General features: G+C 34.2%; 14 protein-coding genes. 10 read left to right on the forward strand and 4 right to left on the reverse strand.

Annotation, left to right across the window (positions count from 1 at the left end; genetic code table 11):
* Positions 1 to 10: 10 nt before the first annotated feature.
* Positions 11 to 2,557: a DNA gyrase subunit A gene (gene gyrA / locus EZM65_RS01110; protein ID WP_136666676.1), complete on the reverse strand. Its 2,547-nt coding sequence runs from the start codon at positions 2,555 to 2,557 to the stop codon at positions 11 to 13.
* A gap of 260 nt (positions 2,558 to 2,817) precedes the next feature.
* Between gyrA and EZM65_RS01115 the strand changes: the two genes are divergently transcribed.
* From EZM65_RS01115 to EZM65_RS01150, 8 genes are all read left to right on the forward strand, one after another.
* Positions 2,818 to 5,367, forward strand: a complete 2,550-nt coding sequence (locus EZM65_RS01115) for an ATP-dependent Clp protease ATP-binding subunit (RefSeq protein ID WP_136666677.1) — start codon at positions 2,818 to 2,820, stop codon at positions 5,365 to 5,367.
* 57 nt (positions 5,368 to 5,424) lie between these two features.
* Positions 5,425 to 6,798 (forward strand): 30S ribosomal protein S6--L-glutamate ligase, encoded by a 1,374-nt coding sequence (gene rimK, locus EZM65_RS01120; RefSeq protein ID WP_136666678.1) that lies wholly within the window; start codon positions 5,425 to 5,427, stop codon positions 6,796 to 6,798.
* Positions 6,795 to 7,298, forward strand: coding sequence for a DUF421 domain-containing protein (locus tag EZM65_RS01125; RefSeq protein WP_136666679.1), 504 nt, complete (start codon positions 6,795 to 6,797; stop codon positions 7,296 to 7,298). Before rimK ends, EZM65_RS01125 begins: the two co-directional genes overlap by 4 nt.
* 1 nt (position 7,299) lies before the next feature.
* Positions 7,300 to 7,749, forward strand: a complete 450-nt coding sequence (locus EZM65_RS01130; protein WP_136666680.1) for an SRPBCC family protein — start codon at positions 7,300 to 7,302, stop codon at positions 7,747 to 7,749.
* Between the two features lie 5 nt (positions 7,750 to 7,754).
* The gene (locus EZM65_RS01135; RefSeq protein ID WP_136666681.1) at positions 7,755 to 8,336 is read left to right on the forward strand and encodes a TMEM175 family protein; all 582 of its coding nucleotides are present in this window, start codon (positions 7,755 to 7,757) and stop codon (positions 8,334 to 8,336) included.
* Between the two features lie 3 nt (positions 8,337 to 8,339).
* Entirely contained in the window at positions 8,340 to 8,768 is a 429-nt protein-coding gene (locus tag EZM65_RS01140) for an SRPBCC domain-containing protein (protein ID WP_136666682.1), read from the forward strand.
* A gap of 2 nt (positions 8,769 to 8,770) precedes the next feature.
* A complete protein-coding gene (locus tag EZM65_RS01145; RefSeq protein WP_136666683.1) occupies positions 8,771 to 9,133 on the forward strand; it encodes a DUF1304 domain-containing protein in 363 nt (120 codons plus the stop codon).
* Positions 9,134 to 9,359: 226 nt separating this feature from the next.
* Positions 9,360 to 9,854 carry a hypothetical protein gene (locus EZM65_RS01150; RefSeq protein WP_136666684.1) on the forward strand — a complete coding sequence of 165 codons (495 nt, stop codon included), beginning with the start codon at positions 9,360 to 9,362 and terminating at the stop codon, positions 9,852 to 9,854.
* A 31-nt stretch (positions 9,855 to 9,885) separates the two neighbouring features.
* Here EZM65_RS01150 and EZM65_RS01155 read toward each other — a convergent pair whose 3' ends face one another.
* From EZM65_RS01155 to hutH, 3 genes are read right to left on the reverse strand one after another with little or no spacing between them, the layout of a single operon-like run.
* Positions 9,886 to 10,371, reverse strand: a complete 486-nt coding sequence (locus EZM65_RS01155; protein ID WP_136666685.1) for a GyrI-like domain-containing protein — start codon at positions 10,369 to 10,371, stop codon at positions 9,886 to 9,888.
* Positions 10,358 to 11,389 carry a serine hydrolase gene (locus tag EZM65_RS01160; RefSeq protein WP_248574800.1) on the reverse strand — a complete coding sequence of 344 codons (1,032 nt, stop codon included), beginning with the start codon at positions 11,387 to 11,389 and terminating at the stop codon, positions 10,358 to 10,360. The genes EZM65_RS01155 and EZM65_RS01160 overlap by 14 nt, the downstream gene beginning before the upstream one ends.
* An 18-nt stretch (positions 11,390 to 11,407) precedes the next feature.
* The gene (gene hutH, locus EZM65_RS01165) at positions 11,408 to 12,910 is read right to left on the reverse strand and encodes a histidine ammonia-lyase (RefSeq protein WP_136666687.1); all 1,503 of its coding nucleotides are present in this window, start codon (positions 12,908 to 12,910) and stop codon (positions 11,408 to 11,410) included.
* Positions 12,911 to 13,021: 111 nt separating this feature from the next.
* Between hutH and EZM65_RS01170 the strand changes: the two genes are divergently transcribed.
* Positions 13,022 to 14,365: a TlpA disulfide reductase family protein gene (locus EZM65_RS01170; RefSeq protein ID WP_136666688.1), complete on the forward strand. Its 1,344-nt coding sequence runs from the start codon at positions 13,022 to 13,024 to the stop codon at positions 14,363 to 14,365.
* Between the two features lie 350 nt (positions 14,366 to 14,715).
* The gene (gene thrA, locus EZM65_RS01175) at positions 14,716 to 17,157 is read left to right on the forward strand and encodes a bifunctional aspartate kinase/homoserine dehydrogenase I (RefSeq protein ID WP_136666689.1); all 2,442 of its coding nucleotides are present in this window, start codon (positions 14,716 to 14,718) and stop codon (positions 17,155 to 17,157) included.
* The last annotated feature ends 9 nt before the right edge of the window (positions 17,158 to 17,166 follow it).

Below are 17,166 nucleotides of genomic sequence, written 5' to 3' on the forward strand. Positions count from 1 at the left end.
TAAATTTAAATTATTCCTGTGTTTCTGTATCCAATGTTGATTCGTTGTCGATTGAATCATTCAAATCTTCTGTATTCTCATCAGTTTCATCCTCTTCCCGCATTACTTTACAAACGGCAGCAATTGAATCTTTTCCTTTGATATTAATCAAACGGACTCCCTGCGTTGCGCGTCCCATAACACGTAAATCAGATACTCTCATCCTGATGGTTAATCCGGATTTATTGATAATCATTAAGTCATCTTCATCAGTCACATTGTTGATAGCAATAAGTGAGCCAGTTTTTTCAGTGATGTTTAAAGTTTTTACACCTTTACCTCCACGATTGGTAATTCTGTACACATCTTCTCCGTCATCATCAACAAGTTTAGTACGTTTACCATAACCATTTTCAGTAACTACCAAAATTTGAGAATCGTTCACATGATCTCTATCAATAGACACCATTCCTATAACTTCATCTTTCTCATCAGTTAAAGTAATACCTCTGACCCCTGAAGCAGTTCTACCCATAGGTCTCGTTTTTTCTTCTTCAAAACGAACTAATTTACCTGATTTAGAAGCAACTAATACTTGACTATTTCCAGTAGTCAATTTGGCTTCTAATAATTCATCTCCGTCTTTAATTGTGATGGCAGCTACACCATTAGCTCTTGGACGGGAATATGATTCTAAAGAAGTCTTTTTCACTTGTCCTTCTTTAGTCACCATAATTACATAATGACCATTGATATATTCCTGATCTTTTAAATCTTGTGTACAGATAAACGCTTTTACTTTATCATCCTGTTCGATATTGATCAAGTTTTGGATAGCACGTCCTTTAGCCGTTTTACTTCCTTCCGGAATTTCGTACACGCGCATCCAGAAGCATTTTCCTTTTTGTGTAAAGAACAACATATACTGATGATTTGTTGCCACATACATATGTTCTAAGAAATCAGAGTCACGGGTACCGGCTGATTTTTGTCCTACTCCTCCTCTATTTTGAGTCTTATATTCAGTAAGTGGTGTACGTTTGATATAACCTGCATGAGAAATTGTAATCACAACTTGCTCATCAGCAATCAAATCTTCAATACTTACATCTCCTCCTGAATACTCAATTGTAGAACGACGGTCATCTCCGTATTTATCTTTAATTTCAGTTAATTCTTGTTTGATTAATTCCATACGAAGTTCTTTGCTGGCTAATAATGCTTTTAATTCAGCTATTAACTTCATGATTTCTTCATATTCCGCACGCAATTTATCTTGCTCAAGACCTGTCAACTGACGTAAACGCATCTCAACGATTGCACGGGCCTGAATTTCTGATAAATTGAAACGCTCAATCAATTTAGCTCTTGCTTCATCACCATCTTTTGACGATCTGATTAACGCAATAACTTCATCAATATTATCTGAAGCAATGATCAAACCTTCTAAAATATGTGCTCTTTCTTCAGCTTTACGTAAATCATATTGTGCACGACGAGTAACTACATCGTGACGGTGCTCTACGAAATAGTGTATTAAATCTTTTAGATTCAATAATTGCGGTCTTCCGTTTACAAGAGCAATATTATTTACGCTAAATGAAGATTGTAATTGCGTGTATTTATATAAGGTGTTTAAAACTACATTAGGAACCGCATCACGTTTTAAGATATAAACGATACGCATACCGTTACGGTCAGATTCATCACGGATAGTTGAAATACCTTCAATTTTCTTATCGTTAACCATATCAGCAGTTTTCTTAATCATTTCTGCTTTGTTAACCTGATAAGGAATTTCGGTAACAATAATCGCTTCACGGCCATCAACTTCTTCAAAACCGACTTTTGCACGCATTACCACACGTCCACGACCGGTTTTAAATGCCTCACGAACCCCATCCATTCCATAGATAACACCTCCTGTAGGAAAATCAGGTGCTTTAATGAAATTAGTTAATTCGTCAATTTCAATATCATTGTTGTCAATATAAGCTAAAGTACCTTCAACAACCTCTGTTAAGTTATGTGGCGCCATATTGGTTGCCATACCTACTGCAATACCTGAAGCTCCGTTTACAAGTAAATTTGGCACTTTTGTAGGCATTACCTTAGGCTCTTCTAAAGTATCGTCAAAGTTTAATTGGAAATCTACAGTTTCTTTTTCAATATCAGCAAGCATCTCTTCCGAGAATTTTTTCATTCTTGCTTCAGTATAACGCATTGCAGCAGGGCTGTCACCATCTATCGAACCAAAGTTACCCTGACCGTCAACCATTAAGTAACGTAAACTCCAGTCCTGTGCCATACGAACCATAGCATCGTAAACTGATGAATCTCCGTGCGGGTGATACTTACCCAAAACTTCCCCTACTATCCTTGCAGATTTTTTATGTGCTCTATTTGAAAATACACCTAACTCATGCATTCCAAACAATACTCTGCGGTGTACTGGCTTTAAACCATCTCTTACATCAGGTAATGCACGCGATACAATAACCGACATCGAATAATCGATGTAGGCTGATTTCATTTCGTCTTCAATGTTAATTGGAATTAACTTTTCTCCTTCAGACATAAGTATTTATGTTATTTATTTATTTTTAATTGTAAACGCGCTAATATACGCATTTCTGCTTTTTTTACCAGTACTTCACTATTCATATTTCAATAATTTATTAACAAAAAAAAGAGGGCTTTTGGTTAATAAATACCGTTAAATTTGATTTGGTGCTTTAAAATTTATTTTGTCACTTAGCATGACAGTCATAGTGTGAGGAATGATTTTTGCATTTACATTCATAAATCATTAAATTTACAATTACTAATTACAACAATATGGATGATAATTTTTCACCAAGAGTTAGAGATGTAATTACTTTCAGTAAAGAGGAAGCATTGCGTTTAGGTCACGATTTCATTGGGACAGAACATCTTATGCTTGGTATTTTAAGAGACGGCAGCGGTTCTGCCATTAACATACTAAACAATTTATCTGTCGATTTAGAACATTTACGCCGAAAAGTTGAAATACTAAGCCCTGCAAATCCCAGCCCTGTTACAGGGAATGATAAAAAGAATTTACATCTGACCCGTCAGGCAGAAAGAGCTTTAAAAACAACTTTCCTTGAAGCAAAAGTATTTCAAAGCTCTACAATCAACACCGCTCATTTGCTATTATGTATCTTACGTAATGAAAATGACCCGACAACTAAATTATTAAACAAGCTGAAAATTGATTACGATACAGCTAAAGAACAATATTTAACTATGATGCCAAACGAAGAAGACTTTCAAGACAACTTTCCTAAAAACGAATCTTCTTATGGAGGAGACGATTCAGGACAAGATGACAGTTTTGGACAAGGTAGTTTGTCTAATCCTGCCAACAAATCAAACAAAAAATCCAAAACCCCTGTTTTAGATAATTTTGGACGTGACTTAACCGAAATGGCCGAAGAAGGAAAACTGGATCCTGTGGTAGGCCGTGAAAAAGAAATTGAGCGTGTGTCTCAAATTTTAAGCCGTAGAAAGAAAAACAATCCATTACTGATTGGTGAACCTGGTGTAGGTAAATCTGCTATTGCAGAAGGATTAGCACTTCGTATCATCCAGAAAAAAGTTTCCCGAATTCTATACGGCAAACGAGTAGTAACACTTGATTTAGCTTCTTTAGTAGCTGGCACAAAATACCGTGGTCAGTTTGAAGAGCGTATGAAAGCCGTAATGAACGAACTGGAAAAAAATGATGACATTATACTTTTCATAGATGAGATCCATACTATTGTTGGTGCTGGTGGTGCTACTGGTTCGTTAGATGCTTCAAATATGTTTAAACCTGCATTGGCACGTGGAGAAATTCAATGTATTGGTGCCACTACATTGGACGAATACCGTCAATACATTGAAAAAGATGGTGCGCTTGAGCGTCGCTTCCAAAAAGTAATTGTTGATCCTACATCAATCGAGGAAACCATTACTATTTTGAACAACGTAAAAGGTAAATACGAAGACCATCACAATGTAATTTACACTTCTGAAGCAATTGAAGCTTGTGTAAAACTAACTGAAAGATACATGTCTGAGCGTTTTTTACCGGACAAGGCTATTGATGCGATGGACGAAGCGGGATCACGTGTTCATATCACTAACATTGATGTTCCTAAGCAAATTTTAGATTTAGAGCGTCAGTTGGAAGAAGTACGTGAACTTAAAAATACAGTTGTAAAACGTCAAAAATATGAAGAAGCCGCAAAGCTTCGCGATGACGAAAAACGCATTGAAAAAGAATTGGCTATTGCGCAGGAACAATGGGAAGAAGATTCTAAAAACAACCGAATCCAGGTAACAGAAGACAATGTTGCTGATGTCGTTTCTATGATGACTGGAATTCCTGTAAACCGTATTGCACAAACTGAAAGTAATAAATTAGCTCACTTACCGGAAATACTTGATAAAAAGGTTATTGGACAGGCAGATGCCGTACATAAAATTGCCCGTGCCATTCAACGTAACAGAGCTGGTTTAAAAGACCCTAACAAACCCATTGGTTCTTTTATTTTCTTAGGATCAACAGGTGTTGGTAAAACACAATTGGCTAAAGTTCTGGCTAAAGAACTGTTTGATTCTGAAGAAGCCTTGGTTCGTATTGACATGAGTGAATACATGGAGAAATTCGCCATTTCAAGATTGGTTGGAGCGCCTCCGGGATATGTAGGTTATGAAGAAGGCGGTCAGTTGACGGAAAAAGTACGCCGTAAACCATATTGTGTTGTACTTCTTGATGAAATTGAAAAAGCACACCCCGATGTATTCAATATGATGCTTCAGGTGTTGGATGACGGTTATTTAACTGACAGCTTAGGCCGTAAAATAGATTTCAGAAATACCATTATCATCATGACTTCCAATGTGGGAGCCCGTCAATTGAAAGATTTCGGGCAAGGTGTTGGTTTTGGTACCGCTGCAAAACAGGCACAGGCTGATGAACATTCTAAAGGCGTTATAGAAAATGCTTTAAAGAAAACATTTGCTCCGGAATTCTTAAACCGTATTGATGATGTGATTGTGTTCAATTCTCTTGAAAAAGAAGATATTGATAAAATCATTGATATTGAATTGCAAAAATTATATGGCCGTATAAAAGAACTTGGTTATTCTTTAGAATTAACAGATGAAGCCAAAGCTTTTATAGCTGAAAAAGGTTTTGACAGACAGTTTGGTGCAAGACCTCTAAAACGTGCTATTCAAAAATATGTGGAAGACGCCCTTGCCGAAGAAATCATTACTTCAAAAATCCATGAGGGTGACGTCATTGAAATGGATTTAGACAATGATTCACAAGAGCTTAAAATAAAAGTTAAAAAATCTGAAAAGCCTACTAGTTAGTAGGCTTTTTTTTTCAAAATAAAATGTAACTTAGTTCTCCAAACCACTAAGTTGATTATGTCTGCAAGAAAAACTGTTATTGGAAGCGAGGAATGGTGTTCATTCCCTGATTTAGATATACCTTTTATCAAAGCCAGAGTAGATTCTGGTGCTAAAACTTCAGCTATACATGCCACAAATATTGTTCAATTTTCAAGAAATGGTGAAGATTGGGTAAAATTTGACGTCAACCCGTTACAAAACAACACAAAATTAGTCCGTCACTGTGAAGCCAGATTAACAGACAAGCGGATTGTAAAAAGTTCAAGCGGTTACCGCGAACAGCGTTTTGTGATAAAAACCGATTTATGTATTGGCGACAATACCTTTTCTATTGAAATCACACTAGCCAATAGAGATTCTATGGGTTTCAGAATGCTTTTAGGTCGTGAGGCCATGATAGGAAAAATGATTGTTGACCCTGAAGAAAAATATTTACTTGGCCAGCCTTCATTTGACGAAATCAAAAGCTATTACCACGTAAATAAAGAATCCAAATCTAAACTTAGAATTGCTGTACTTGCCAGTAATCCAAACTTATACAGTAACAAACGCATTATCGAAGCGGGTGAAATGAGAGGTCATGAAATGGAATTTCTCAACATTAAAGAATGTTACATTAAGCTTGATGCTACCGCACCTGAAATGCATTACCGCGGTGGCAGGGTATTAGATAATTTTGATGCTGTGATTCCGCGGATTCGTCCAAGCATAACATATTACGGCTGTACTTTGATCCGTCAGTTTGAAGCAATGAAAGTGTTTACACTAAACTCGGCGGCAGCAATTACCCAGTCAAGAGATAAGTTATTCTCATTGCAATTATTATTGCAAAACGGAGTCGACATTCCTACTACAGGATTTGCCAATTCACCATTGGATACCAACGATTTGATTAAAATGGTAGGCGGTTCACCTCTCATTATTAAATTACTGGAAGGAACACAAGGAAAAGGAGTTGTATTAGCCGAAACCAAAAAAGCTGCAGAATCAGTAATCAACGCTTTTAAAAGTTTAAATGCCAATATTTTAGTTCAGGAATTTATCAAAGAAGCAAACGGTAAAGATTTACGGTTGTTTGTGGTTGACGGTAAAGTTGTAGCCGCAATGCAGCGTGAAGCCGCTCCGGGTGAATTTAGAGCCAACATTCACATGGGAGGAACTGCCAGTGTGATAAGAGTAACTGCAGAAGAAAAGAAAATTGCCGTTAAAGCAGCAAAAGCAATGGATTTAAAAGTAGCCGGCGTAGATATTATCCGTTCCTCAAAAGGGCCATTATTACTTGAGGTAAACTCCTCACCAGGTTTAGAAGGAATTGAAGGTGCCACACATAAAGACATTGCCGGCGAAATGATTAAAGCAATAGAAAAGAATTTCAAAATAAAAGAATGAATCCTTTCTTAGACATAGTAATCCGGAGTGTTTGTGTATATCTTTTTATGATAACAGCACTTCGGATTTTTGGAAAAAAGGAACTTTCGCAGCTTAATACCGCCGACATTATTTTAATCTTATTGATTAGTAATTCTGTTCAAAATGCAATGGTAGGAGATAATTATTCCTTAGAAGGTGGACTAATTGCCGCTTTAGCATTGTTTCTAATAAATTTAATTTTTAAAAGACTGATGACCAAATCTCTTTTTGTCAGGAAATTAATAGCTGACAAACCCGAGATTTTGATTCACAACGGAAAAACTGATTATAAAACGCTGGCCCGTTTAGGAATCACCTCTGAAGAAATGGAACAGGCCTTAAGAGAGCATGGTGTTGAACACTTCAATGATGTAAAACTTGCTATGTTTGAAATAGATGGCAACATAAGTATCATTAGCGGAAATGAAAATTTAAGACAAACCAAACACAAGCGTAGAACTCACAAATCATTAAACTGATATGGAAAATAATTTTGCTTTAGCAGAAATGCTTATCCGTAAACCTGTAAACGAAGTTTTTGAAGCTTTTATTAACCCTCAAATAACATCCAAATTTTGGTTTACAAAAGGTTCTGCAGAATTAATTGAAGGCACAAATGTGGATTGGACATGGGAAATGTACAATCATACTGTAACTGTTACGGTTAAAAAAATAGAGCAAAACAAACAAATCGTAATTAAATGGGGAAATTATGAAAACCTTTCGACAGTTACATGGAATTTTAAAGAAATTACTGCCGATAGCACTTTTGTAAGCATCAAAAACGAAGGTTTTAAAGGAGATACAAATCAGATTATAAGTCAGGTAAGAGATTCTACCGAAGGTTTTACTTTAGTTTTAGCGGGTTTAAAAGCCTTTTTAGAATATAATATCCAACTTAATTTAGTAGGTGACCGTTTTCCAAATTAAATCGTATGAATAAAAACCGGCTTGAAGCCTTCAGCGATGGTGTTTTAGCTATCATCATAACAATCATGGTCTTGGAATTACAGACTCCTGATGGTACCGACTTTAAGTCGCTTGTAAAACTGTTTCCAGTTTTCATCAGTTATCTGTTAAGCTTTATATATGTGGGCATTTACTGGAATAACCACCATCATATGATGCACACCGTAAAAAAAGTTACCGGAGAAATACTTTGGGCAAACCTGCATTTACTTTTTTGGTTGTCACTGATTCCTTTTGCTACAGCCTGGATAGGTGAACATCACTTTGCTCCTTTTCCAATGCTTACCTATGGCTTTGTGTTATTAATGTGTGCCCTTGCCTATTTTATTCTTCAAAATCAAATCATAAAAAAACATGGTGAAGAATCCATTTTAGCGCGTGCTGTTGGCAAAGATTTAAAAGGAAAAGTATCAGCCATACTATACATAATTGCAATACTATCTACTTATTATCATGAATTAATATCAGGAATAATTTATATTTTAGTAGCTTTAATCTGGTTAATTCCAGACAAACGAATCGAAAAAATACTAACTGAAGAGCAATAAACTATGCATACCATCTACCATGATTTAACTATAAATACTTCTGCTGAAAAAATTTTCGATGCCGTATCAACTCCTTATGGCTTGAACGATTGGTGGACTAAACGCTGCAGTGGAAAATGTGAATTGGGCGCAGTTTACAATTTATATTTCGCTGATGAATACAATTGGTTTGCAGAAATTGTAAGACTAATTCACAACGAAGAAATAGAATTCAAAATGACAAAAGCCATGGAAGAATGGATGCCTACAAGTTTTGGTTTTATTTTAAAGGAAGAAAAAAACAATGTAACTTCAGTACAATTTTATCATAAAGGCTGGACAGAAATCAGTAAAGAGTTTAGGGTTGCCAGTTACTGCTGGGCGAATTTACTGCATCAACTGAAAGATTATTTAGAAAAAGGAATCATAACACCATTTGAAGAAAGAAACTAATTATGAGTATACTAGCAAAAATTATTATCGGTTTTGTAACATTTATCCACATTTACATTGTTTGGTTAGAAATGTTTGCATGGACAACAAGAGCACCAAAAGTATTTAAAACAATCCCTAAAGATTTATTTATACCCACAAAAGTGCTAGCTGCTAATCAAGGACTATATAATGGATTCCTAGCTGCTGGACTGATTTGGTCCTTATTAATTTGTGATATAGAATGGTCTAAAAATGTAGCATTATTCTTTTTAGGCTGTGTGGCTGTGGCTGGAATTTACGGTGCTGCAACTGCTTCAAAAAGAATTTTATATGTACAGACAGTACCTGCTGTGTTAGGAATTCTGGCAGTTTTATTTTTGTAATTAAACTATATGAAACTCTCAGGAATCCACTTATTTTCCGGAATAATTATATTAGTATTTATCGGTGTACATTTATTCAATCATTTTTTAAGTGTTTACAGAATAGACAGGCAAATTTTATAGTTGTCATTGAAATTATTTAACAGTAGTTATATTTTTAGGCTTAACAAAATCATTTTCAAGGAATTAAAACAACAAAGAAATAAACTTTTTTACAGAAAAATAAATGAAAGTCATAAATATTCATGAACGAAAAATTGCAAAGCCAAAAAATGAAGTTGCCCCATTACTAAAAACACTGGCAAGTGATAACGATTTGATTCTGGCAACAAACAAATGGCCTCCAATGAGATTTGATAAAGGACTTCAGGTAGGATCAAAAGGCGGTCATGGACCAATAAAATATCATGTAACCAATTACAGGATTGACAATTCTGTAACATTTCAATTTGACTTAACAGGTTTTGATGGTTTCCATAAATTTGAATTTATTGAATTACAGGAAAGTGAAACCCTACTCAAGCATACCATTTCAATGACAACTTCAGGTTGGGCAACTTTAAAATGGGCTTTGGCTATTCGATGGCTGCATGATGCTTTTATTGAAGATGCTTTTGATAAAGTTGAAAATTATGTTACAAATCAAAACAAAAGCAGTCAATGGAGTTTATGGGTCAGAATATTACGTCGCGTAATGAAACCCAAACGCAAAAAAAATTAAATAATCCGCCGGCGTTTAAAAGGAAACTGATTTATTTTTTTAATCTGACAGGTATAAAAATTTCTTCTTCAGAATTTTTATCCATTGGGTCATATTTGCCACTAGGAAGCATTTCAAAATGTGGCCGGGAATTGTCCAATTGATATTCAGAATCTGGAATACATTCACTGTATATTTTTCCAAAAAATGCCGGTGCTCCAGGAACATTTCCTTTGTAATGAAAAACAGCATACAAACCTCCTTCGATTTCTAAGGTGTCCAAGTCATTTGGAATATTTTCAAAATCACTTACTTCAACCGTTGCCCATTTTATGAAAGAAATTGCAGGATTTGTCATGAAATCATCTGAATAAAATTGTAATGAAATTTTATCATCCCCTACTCTATTCTTTATTTCTTTAATATGTGGGGCAAAACTCCCCCACAATTCTCCTGTAGTATTATTCAAAAAACTCATTGATAACGATTTACCAATGAGTTTTTTAGGATTTATTTCTATTATTTTAAATTCTATCATAATTTTTTCTGATAATTTTTAAAACTTCAGTATGATAAAAAAATGTGTTCTTTAAATCATTTAGGTCATAAACCACATTTTGAAGAACAATGACACTTATCTTTTTCTTGGGAAAATAGAAATTCATTGATAAAAACCCTGGCGTAAATCCAGTCTGGCCATATTGTGTGATACCATCTTTAGTATCAATAGTTGTTCCGTATCCATATTCTGTCAATCCAAAAACAGGATGCTGTCTTATTGCTCCTTTATGTTTTGTGATAAGCAGTTTAAAAGTTCTCTTTTTAAACAATTTACCCTCAAAAAAAATGCTGTTCCATTTATGCAAATCTTCAGCAGTTGATATAAAAGAACCTGCGGCAGGATAATTTTGAAAAGTATTGGTTTCAAAATCTAATCCTTCAGTCTCGGTTTTAGTATATCCCTTAACTAAATTTGAATTTGTCTTAAAATCAGGGTGAAAAGTGTTTTTCATCCCACATTTTTGAAATAATTCCTGTGAAAGTGATGAAAATCCTTTTCCGGTTATTTTCTCTAAAATCTTTGCCAATAAATCATATCCTATTTGCGAATACAAATATTGGGTACCGGCCTCAAACAATAAAGGTTTATCCAAAGACTCGATGCCGTGCATATGTGTAAGCAAATGATGAACAGTAACTAAATCTGACCAGTTTTGCTTTATTTCCGGCAAATATTTTTTTATTGGAACAGATAAATCCAGATTTCCCTTATCATACTCAATAAGTACAAGTGCAGCAGTAAACTGCTTACTGACAGAACCTACGACAAAACTATCATTTTGAGTCAATATTATTTTACTTTCAAAATCTGAAAACCCAATAAAGTTTTCATAGATTTTTCTTTCACCTTTTGTAATTAAAACAGCTCCGTTAAAAGGTTTTATTGACTCATTAATCAAAAGAGTATCAATAGCATTACTTATGATACTATTCTTTTTTTGTCCAAAACCAAAATTAAATAGTATAAGGAACAATAACGAAAAAATACTTTTCAAAATAAAAAACTTATAGAATTATTCTAACTCCTCAACAATGAAGGTATTTAAGAAAGCTATTGATTTTTCGATGTCGTAATGCAGAATTCGGTCTTCTTTAACTAACGGCACCACTTCTCTGTATAAAGTTAAGAAACTTTCCAGGAATTCACTTGATTGCAGCGGACGTCTGAATTCAATTGCTTGCGAAGCATTCATTAACTCAATAGCCAATATACGTTCTAAGTTCTCCATTATCTTCAAGCATTTTGTAGCAGCATTCGCTCCCATAGAAACATGATCCTCCTGTCCGTTACTGGATACAATACTATCAATACTTGCCGGTGTTGCCAATTGTTTGTTTTGACTCACAATACTTGCAGCTGTATATTGCGGTATCATGAAGCCTGAATTCAAACCTGGATCACTCACCAAGAAAGCAGGCAAATCACGTAAACCTGAGATTAACTGATACGTTCTTCTTTCGGAAATATTTCCTAATTCAGCCAAAGCCAATCCTAAGAAATCTAAAGTTAAAGCTAATGGCTGTCCGTGGAAATTCCCTCCTGAGATAATTATATCGTCTTCAGCAAAAATATTCGGGTTATCCGTTACCGAATTAATTTCGGTTTTAAATACTTTCTTCACATAATCAATCGTATCCTTTGATGCTCCATGTACCTGTGGAATACAACGGAATGAATACGGATCCTGAACATGTTTTTTAGGTTGCTCAATGATTTGACTTCCTTCCAGTAATTCCTGAAAACGCTGTGCCGTTACTATTTGTCCTTTATGAGGACGAACCATATGAATCAATTCATTAAACGGCTCAATTCTTCCATCAAAACCTTCCAATGAAATTGCCGCAATTACATCAGCCAAATAAGAATACTTCATTGCTTTCAACAAGGTATAGCAACCATAAGCACTCATAAACTGTGTTCCGTTCAACAACGCCAATCCTTCTTTAGACTGCAATTGTACAGGAGACCAATTCATTTTTTTAAGTACTTTTGATGCCGGCTGACGGAAACCGTCAACATATACTTCACCTTCACCAATTAACGGTAAACAAAGATGTGCCAAAGGTGCTAAATCACCCGAAGCTCCTAAAGATCCTTGCGTATATACAACCGGTAAAACATCATTATTATAAAAATCAATCAATCGCTCAACTGTTTGCAGCTGTACACCGGAGTGACCATAGCTTAATGATTTAATTTTTAACAGCAACATAATTTTCACTACTTCCTGAGGAACTTCATCCCCGGTACCGCAAGCATGGGATTTCATTAAATTTTCCTGAAGCTTAGAAAGATTTTCATTAGAAATTTTCACATTGCAAAGCGAACCAAACCCTGTATTGATACCGTAGATAGGCTCTGTTTGCGAAGCCATTTTACTGTCTAAATACGTACGGCATTTTTCAATATTAACTCTGGCTTCTTCGGATAAATCCAATTTTTGATTTTGCGAAATAATTTCTTGAAGTAATTCTAATGAAAAAACATCAGAACTGATATAATGAGTAGTGTCCATTTAGGTCTTTTTTTTGAAGCATCAAAATTCAGCAAAAAAGCATTTAAAACAAAATATTTATTTGATATAAATAGTTTTTTTAAATTTGATAGCAAGCTAACAAACTAAAAAATGATAAAATTTTATTATATCCTATTATTATTAACTGTTCCTTTCTATAGTAATACTATAAATTTGAAGGGAATTTTTTCAAATTGCACTGAAAATCAGTTTTATATAAATGGGTCTTCTTTTTCCAAGAAAATAGAAATTGACAAAAACGGTTGTTTTAATATTAAATTTGAATTGCCCTATGAAGGCTCCTATCATATCAATATTAAAAACAATTACACACAAGTATACTTAAATAAGAAAACAGATTTAGTCATAAAAGCAGATTTATCAAAATTCAACGAAAGCATATTATTCGAAGGAATTGGAGCTGAGGAAAACAGTTACTGGCATCAAAAGAAAAAAATAATGCATGATTTTTTTGACTACAAAAGTTTTTTGACTGAAAACAGACATGATTCAATTTCGAACAAAAAAAATAATTCTTTACAAAATGAACTCACAATCCTTTTAAATTCAAAAAAAGGTTTGGATTCATCATTTGTGAGATTAGAAAATAAAAATATTCATTTCAGCGGTTTATCATTTCAAAGAATAAGCAAAGTATATACTTCAATCAAAACAAGCAATTTTATTGATTTAGAAAAAATTCAAGTTACAGATTCTATATTAAATTCAGAATCAGAAGAAGATTTTTTATTCTCAACAAATTACAAATCGCTTTTAAATAATGCCCTTAAAGCAAAAATCAAACAAATTAATACGGAACAGGACAGGTATACAGGAAAATATTATCTTGTAATTTTTGATAATATAAAAAGTGTCTATATAAAAGATTATATGCTGGAACAGGCAATGACTGATATAAATTCTGATAATCCGGAAATAGACAATGTATTCAAAAAAATTATAAACAGTACCTCCAACCAATTCATAATAAATAAAGCAACAAAACTGTATCAAAAAAATAAAATAACAAAAATTGGAAATTCGATAGCCCCTTTTAAATTTAAAGATATCAATGAAAAAACGCTATCATCTGATGATTTAAAAGGAAAATACAGCTTTGTTACAATCTGGACCAGCTGGTGTTCAAATTGTCTTTCAGAAATTGAAAATAGTAATAAATTATCTGAGCAATATAAAAACATACAATTTGTAAATATTTCTATTGATGCACTTGCTGAAAAAAATGACTGGAAAAGAGTTATTCAAACAAGAAAATATAAAGGTATCCATCTTTTTGCTGACAAACAGGACAAATCTGATTTTGTAAAAGATTTTGTTCATGACAAAGTTCAAAAATATGTATTGATTAGTCCGGAAGGCAACTTAATTCTAACCGATGCTCCTCCTCCATCTGACCCGAAATTGGTTGCAAAATTCAAGGAATTAGGCATTTAGATTTTTAAACAAATGCAGACTTTAATAATTTTAAATCAAAAAAATCACTATAATTCCTTGTTTCTTTTTTAAAGAATCCTTTACTTTGACTTAAGTAAATGAAAAAAGAAAGCCAAATAGTACCTTCTTTAAAAGTAAATCCAAATGATTTACAGGCTTTCCGTGCGTTGACATCAATCACTACGACTACAACAACTACTACCCCTTCCGGGGTATAATTTTATCATATAATCCGTTTGCGTACGTGTATATTTTACACGAGGTACCGCATACCCTTGTTTCAATATTTATTCTAACATAAGATAGCCTGCATCCTACTAATTGCGGGATATTTACTTAAAAACAATCTCATGAAAGTTTTAAAATTCGGCGGTACTTCTGTTGCCGACCATCATAATATAAAAAAAGCGGTTTCTGTAATAAACAATCAGAACCAAAAAGTAGTTGTTGTAGTTTCTGCATTGGGAGGAGTTACTGATAGCTTGTTAGAAATCATCCGTTTGGCTAAATCCAAAGACAAAAAATATGTTGACTTTTTAGCCGGTTTGAAAAACCGACACATGGAAACATTCCGAAATCTTGTTCCTGAAAATAATTCAGAAGAAATACTTCTTTACATAAAAAACTCTTTCAATCATCTGAATAATCTTCTGGAAGGGTGCTTTCTATTGGGTGAACTGTCACCTAAATCAAAGGATACAATTCTTTCCTATGGAGAACTTTTGTCTTCAAAAATAATCTTTGGCTATCTGAAACAAAATAATGTCAAAATAAGCTATAAAGACAGTCGGGAATTAATACAAACCGATTCAAATTATGGCAATGCAAATATTAATTTTGAAGTAACAGATTATCTTATTCAATACTATTTTGATAGAAACCAATCGGATATAACTGTACTTCCGGGATTTATCGCACAATCAGCCGATGGATATACAACAACTCTTGGACGTGGCGGCTCAGATTATACAGCATCAGTTATCGCGGCTGCTTTACAGGTATCACAATTGGAAATATGGACAGATGTCAGCGGCATGTTTACCGCACATCCAAAAATAGTCAGACAGGCAAAGCCAATTATCCAAATTTCCTATAAAGAAGCTATGGAATTATCCCATTTCGGGGCAAAAGTCTTATATGCACCAACAATACAGCCGGTTATGAATAAAAACATTCCGGTTCTTATAAAAAACACTTTTGAGCCTGATGCCGATGGAACTTATATTTCAAATACTATTGTACCTAATCAAAACCCGGTAAAAGGAATCAGCCATATAGACAGCATCGCATTACTAACACTAGAAGGTTCTGGTCTTGTAGGCAATTCAGGGGTCTCAAAAAGGGTGTTCAGTGCTCTCTCCCGGGAAAAAATTAATGTAATATTCATCACTCAAGCCTCTTCTGAACACAGCATCTGTCTGGGAATTTCAGAAAATGAAGCGCAAAAAGCAAAACGCGCCATAGATAATGAGTTTCAATATGAAATTAAACAATTATTGATTCGTCCGGTTTGTGTTGAAAAAGAAATATCGATTATTGCGCTTGTGGGTGAAAACATGAAAAACCATCAGGGATTAAGCGGTAAAATGTTCAGCACATTAGGAAAAAACAACGTAAACATCAGAGCCATTGCCCAGGGTGCATCAGAAAGGAATATTTCGGTTGTTATTGCTAAAAAAGACATAAAAAAAGGCTTGAACTGTCTTCATGAAAAGTTTTTTGAAGACAATATAAAACAATTAAACCTTTTTATTTGCGGTGTGGGTAATGTAGGCGCGAAGTTCATTGAACAAATCCATCTGCAAAAAGAATATCTCAAAGAGCAACTGAGAATCAATATCCGCGTAATCGCATTGGCTAATTCGAAAAAAATGCATTTTGATGAAAACGGAATTCAATTGGAAAACTGGAAAAATGTCTTGGAAGAAGGAGAAAAGTCTTGTGTTTCTCAGTTTATTTCCAAAATTGAAGAATTGAATTTAAGAAACAGTGTTTTTGTTGACAATACTGCCAATGAAAATATCGCTGCGATATACGACCGATTTTTAAAACAAAATGTTGCTGTTGTAACCTGCAATAAAATTGCGTGTTCTTCCAATTTGGAAAATTACAGCAACCTGAAAAGACTTTCAGCCAAATACAGTGTGCCTTTTTTGTTTGAAACTAATGTAGGAGCCGGACTTCCTATAATCGACACACTTAAAAATCTGATTGCCTCCGGCGATAAAATTAATAAAATACAAGCAGTATTATCAGGCAGTTTAAATTTTATTTTTAATAATTTCAATGACGAAAATGCTTTTCATGATGTTGTGAAACAGGCAAAAATTGAAGGTTATACTGAGCCCGATCCCAAAATTGATTTAAGCGGCATAGATGTCATGCGGAAAATTTTAATTCTCATAAGAGAAAGTGGTTACCCAATGGAAATTGAAGAAATTGACAACAAATCTTTTCTTCCGGATGAAGCACTAAAAGCAGAATCAGTTGAAGCTCTTTTTGAAGCTCTTAAAAATAACAATTCATACTTTAAAAACATTTATAAAGAAGCCTTGCAAAAAAACAGCCGACTCAAATATGTAGCCAGTTTTGAAAACGGAAAAGCTTCGGTGGGACTGCAGCAAATTGAAAAAGAGCATCCATTTTATCATTTGGAAGGAAAAGACAATATTGTGATGTTCTACACAAACCGATATGTGGAACAGCCTTTATTAATAAAAGGAGCCGGTGCCGGTGCAGATGTTACCGCTTCGGGAATTTTTGCTGACGTGATAAGAATTGGTAATATTTAAGGTTAGAAT

Origin of the sequence: Flavobacterium sp. H122 (assembly GCF_004959765.1) — a bacterium.
Taxonomy (GTDB): domain Bacteria; phylum Bacteroidota; class Bacteroidia; order Flavobacteriales; family Flavobacteriaceae; genus Flavobacterium.